We start from the raw sequence: 3,539 nt of genomic DNA on the forward strand, positions 1-3,539 counted from the left end.
GATGAAGATATTTGCTCTATTGTTTCATCTATAAAAGAACAACATCCAGATTGCGCAGTAACCCTTTCAATAGGAGAAAGATCCTATGAAGCCTATAAAAGGTATTTTGAAAGTGGTGCTGATCGTTATTTGCTTAGACACGAGACCTCTAATCCAGAACACTACAGTAGATTACATCCAAAAAATCTAACCATACCTAAGAGGAAAAAATGTCTAGAAGACCTAAAGAATATTGGTTTTCAAGTAGGAACTGGATTTATGATTGGTTCACCTCATCAAAGTACAGAGAACATCGTAGAAGATTTGCTCTTTATTAAAGAGTTTTTACCAGCAATGATCGGTGTTGGTCCTTTTATTCCTCACCATCAAACCCCATTTGCGAAAGAGACGGGAGGTACTTTAGAACTTACGCTCTTTGTTATTGGGTTACTTAGACTGATGAATCCTAATGCTCTAATACCAGCTACGACAGCTTTAGGAACCATAGACCCTAATGGTCGAGAGTTAGGAATATTGGCAGGAGCTAATGTAGTTATGCCAAACTTATCTCCAGTTGAAGTAAGAAAAAATTATGAACTTTATGATAATAAGATCTGCACAGGAGACGAAGCGGCAGAATGTAAGGTTTGCTTAGACAATCGAATGAATTATATTGGTTATGAAATTGTAGTAGATAGAGGAGATTTTGTTCAAATTTAAAGGAGGCATTACTTATTATGTATAATGTAAAATCAAAAAAGGCTACAGAATTTATTGACGATGGAGAAGTTTTAAGCACGATAGCCTACGCAAAAGAAAACAAGAGCAATAAGGAACTCATTCGAACCATACTCGACAAGGCAAAAGAATATAAGGGCCTTAGTCACCAAGAGGCGGCTGTACTCTTAGAGTGTGATTTAGAAGAAGAAAATCAAGAGATAAAGCAGCTCGCAAGAGAAATTAAGCAAAAAATATACGGAAACCGAATCGTCATGTTTGCTCCTCTATACCTTTCAAATTATTGTGTTAATGGTTGTGTTTATTGTCCGTACCATCATAAGAACAAGAATATTGCTCGAAAGAAACTCTCTCAAGAGGAAATTGCTAGAGAAGTTGTAGCTTTACAGGATATGGGTCACAAGAGACTAGCCCTAGAAGCAGGAGAAGATCCAGTAAACAATCCAATAGAGTACATACTAGAGAGTATTAAAACCATATATAGTATTAAACATAAAAATGGAGATATTCGCCGAGTTAATGTAAATATTGCAGCTACTACTGTTGAAAACTACCGAAAATTAAAAGATGCAGGCATCGGAACCTATATTTTATTTCAGGAAACCTACAATAAAAAATCTTACGAAGAACTACATCCAGTAGGACCAAAACACGATTATGCATATCACACAGAAGCCATGGACCGAGCTATGGAAGGCGGCATTGACGATGTAGGCTTAGGAGTATTGTTTGGCCTTGAAACTTATCGCTATGATTTCGTCGGACTATTAATGCATGCAGAACATTTAGAAGCAGCTATGGGAGTAGGCCCTCATACGATTAGCGTTCCACGAATTTGCCCAGCAGAAGATATTAAAAAAGAAGACTTTACAAATGCTATTTCAGATGACATCTTTTCAAAAATCGTAGCGGTAACCCGAATTGCTGTTCCATACACGGGCATGATTATCTCTACTAGAGAGTCCCAAAAATCACGTGAGAGAGTGTTGGAACTAGGTGTAACTCAAATCAGTGGAGGTTCTAGCACAAGTGTTGGAGGATATGTAGAAAAAGAGCCTGAAGATGAAAATTCTGCTCAATTCGATTTAAGCGATACGAGATCTTTAGATGAAATCGTAAATTGGCTTGTTACTTTAGGTTATGTACCTTCTTTCTGTACAGCATGTTATAGAGAAGGTCGTACTGGGGATCGATTTATGAGTTTAGTTAAATCTGGTCAGATAGCAAATTGCTGCCAACCAAATTCTCTTATTACATTAAAAGAGTATTTAGAAGATTATGCCTCTGAGGACACAAAGGAAAAAGGAGAAGCTATTATAGCTAAAGAGTTTAAACATATAGACAAAGAAACAGTACGAGATATTGCATGGAATTATTTGAAAGAAATTGAAGACGGAAAAAGAGATTTTAGATTTTAGTAGGAGGATAAAACAATGGGACTTATGGATACGCCTAGAGCCAATCAACTGCACATAGGAATAATGGGAAAAAGAAATAGTGGAAAGTCTACTTTATTAAACGCTTTGACAAATCAAGAAGTTGCACTGGTGTCCGATATTGCAGGCACTACTACAGATCCTGTGTACAAATCCATGGAAATTCACGGAATAGGTCCCTGTGTCTTTATCGATACGGCAGGATTTGATGATATTGGTCAATTAGGTTCTATGCGGGTGGAAAAAACCAAACAAGCTATGGAAAAAATGGATATTGCCCTTATGCTCTTTAGCAATGTAAATATAGAGGAAGAAATTCAATGGATTAAAGCATTAAAAAAGAAAAAAATATCCGTTATCCCTATTATCAATAAATCTGATATTTTAGATGATTTAGATGAATTGACTTCGCTAGTAAAAACCCAAAGCAAACGTTCACCTGTTGTAGTTAGCGCAAAAGAAAAAAAGGGCATGGAGCAGTTAAAACAAGAAATCTTGCGGCAGATGCCAGAAAACTACGAAATGAAAAGCATCACTGGAAGGCTAGCAAAAGAAGGTGATGTAGTATTACTGATCATGCCTCAAGATATTCAGGCCCCAAAGGGACGACTCATTTTACCACAAGTGCAGACGATACGAGATCTTTTAGACAAAAAATGTCTTGTCCTAAGTGCTACAGTAGACAATTTGGATCAAGCATTAAATAGCTTGTCTTCTCCACCAGATTTAATCATTACGGATTCACAAGTTTTTTCCACAGTATATGAGAAAAAACCAGAATCTAGTAAATTGACCTCTTTTTCTGTGCTCTTTGCTAATTACAAAGGGGATCTAGATTACTTTGTAGAGTGTGCAAGTGCAATTGAGCGTTTAACAGAAGACTCTAAAGTCCTTATTGCAGAAGCTTGTACCCATTCTCCTCTAACAGAAGACATTGGGCGTGAAAAAATCCCTAAGATGCTTAAAAGGAAAGTAGGGGAGAAATTACAAATTGATATAGTAAGCGGTACAGATTTCTACGAAGATTTATCCTCATATGATCTCATCATTCACTGCGGAGGATGTATGTTTAACCGAAAATACGTGATAAGCAGAGTAGATAAAGCGAAAAACCAAGAGGTGCCCATGAGTAATTATGGTGTGGTATTGGCTTATTTGTCTGGGATATTGGATAAGATTGATTTGAAATAAGGTGGTAAGCAAAACCAATAAACCACCATTGATGGCAAAGGTTTAACTTACAACCTGAAAATTAGGATCCTTTTATTTAAATAATTTTAAATTTTGTAAACTATACTTCTCATTATAGCCACCATCGGTGGCTTTTTTTGTTTGTAGGCTTTAGCCTGTTGAGCCCTTAAGGGCGAAACATAAAACCACCCGCTA

General features: G+C 36.7%; 3 protein-coding genes. All 3 read left to right on the plus strand.

The window, feature by feature from the left end; translation table 11 throughout:
* Nucleotides 1–699, plus strand: a 699-nt coding sequence (gene hydE / locus Q7P22_RS13005) for a [FeFe] hydrogenase H-cluster radical SAM maturase HydE (protein ID WP_303864822.1), incomplete at its 5' end; no start/stop codon positions are given.
* A 17-nt stretch (nucleotides 700–716) separates the two neighbouring features.
* On the plus strand, nucleotides 717–2,135 hold the full coding sequence (gene hydG / locus Q7P22_RS13010) for a [FeFe] hydrogenase H-cluster radical SAM maturase HydG (RefSeq protein WP_303864824.1): 1,419 nt from the start codon (nucleotides 717–719) through the stop codon (nucleotides 2,133–2,135).
* 15 nt (nucleotides 2,136–2,150) lie between these two features.
* Nucleotides 2,151–3,344 carry a [FeFe] hydrogenase H-cluster maturation GTPase HydF gene (hydF, locus tag Q7P22_RS13015; protein WP_303864825.1) on the plus strand — a complete coding sequence of 398 codons (1,194 nt, stop codon included), beginning with the start codon at nucleotides 2,151–2,153 and terminating at the stop codon, nucleotides 3,342–3,344.
* The last annotated feature ends 195 nt before the right edge of the window (nucleotides 3,345–3,539 follow it).

The sequence above is a fragment of the Alkalibaculum bacchi genome, assembly GCF_937875145.1.
GTDB lineage: Bacteria > Bacillota > Clostridia > Eubacteriales > Alkalibacteraceae > Alkalibaculum > Alkalibaculum bacchi_A.

What these genes read in the sequence shown, in the direction of transcription:
- hydG (WP_303864824.1), top strand. Translation starts at nt 717, where the DNA reads ATGTATAATGTAAAATCAAAAAAGGCTACAGAATTTATTGACGATGGA.
- hydF (WP_303864825.1), top strand. Translation starts at nt 2,151, where the DNA reads ATGGGACTTATGGATACGCCTAGAGCCAATCAACTGCACATAGGAATA.